This window comes from Vibrio sp. 1069, assembly GCF_033340555.1.
Map to the genome: position 1 here is coordinate 1 of NZ_JAWOWP010000391.1, position 696 is coordinate 696.

2 protein-coding genes are annotated in these 696 nt (G+C 45.3%); one reads left to right on the top strand and one right to left on the bottom strand.

The genetic code is table 11. The features are described from left to right. The coding region (gene rmf, locus R7040_RS26715; protein WP_318097622.1) for a ribosome modulation factor at nucleotides 1-130 on the top strand (130 nt) is incomplete at its 5' end. Nucleotides 131-242: 112 nt separating this feature from the next. On the opposite strand, the gene fabA is transcribed toward rmf, so the two are convergent. After that, the coding region (fabA, locus tag R7040_RS26720) for a bifunctional 3-hydroxydecanoyl-ACP dehydratase/trans-2-decenoyl-ACP isomerase (protein ID WP_318097621.1) at nucleotides 243-696 on the bottom strand (454 nt) is incomplete at its 5' end.

A 696-nucleotide genomic window follows, 5' to 3' on the forward strand; every position in this document is an offset into this window, starting at 1 on the left:
AGGCTATAAAGCTGGGTTGAATGGAAGGTCTCAAGAGGCTTGCCCGTATCAACAAGTAGACGCTCGGTCGTATTGGTTAGGTGGTTGGCGTGATGCCAGAGATGAAAGACAATCTGGTCTCTATAAATAACTCTCCACATACAACAGAAGGATTCGAAAGGGCTCTTAGAGAGCCTTTTCTCGTAATTACCAAGCATAAAAAGCCCCAGATAGGGGCTTTAAAAATTTATAGAGAAGGGTAATTAGAAGCTCGAAGTATCTTGGAATAAGCCAACTTTAAGATCCTTCGCAACATAAATTTCTTTGCCGTCAACGCATACGCGGCCGTCTGCTAAACCCATCACTAGTTTACGGTTCACAACGCGCTTCATATGAATTTCGTACGTTACTTTCTTAGCAGTTGGCAGAATTTGGCCAGTAAACTTCCCTTCACCAACGCCAAGAGCTCGACCTTTGCCTTTGCCGCCGACCCAACCTAAGAAGAAGCCCACTAGCTGCCACATGGCATCTAGACCGAGACAGCCTGGCATTACAGGGTCACCAGGGAAGTGACAATCGAAGAACCAAAGATCTGGAGTAATATCCAACTCTGCAAGAATTAAACCTTTACCAAAATCACCTTCTGTTTCAGACATTTTAGTAACTCGGTCCATCATTGGCATGTTTGGTGCGGGAAGTTGTGGGTAACACGGACCA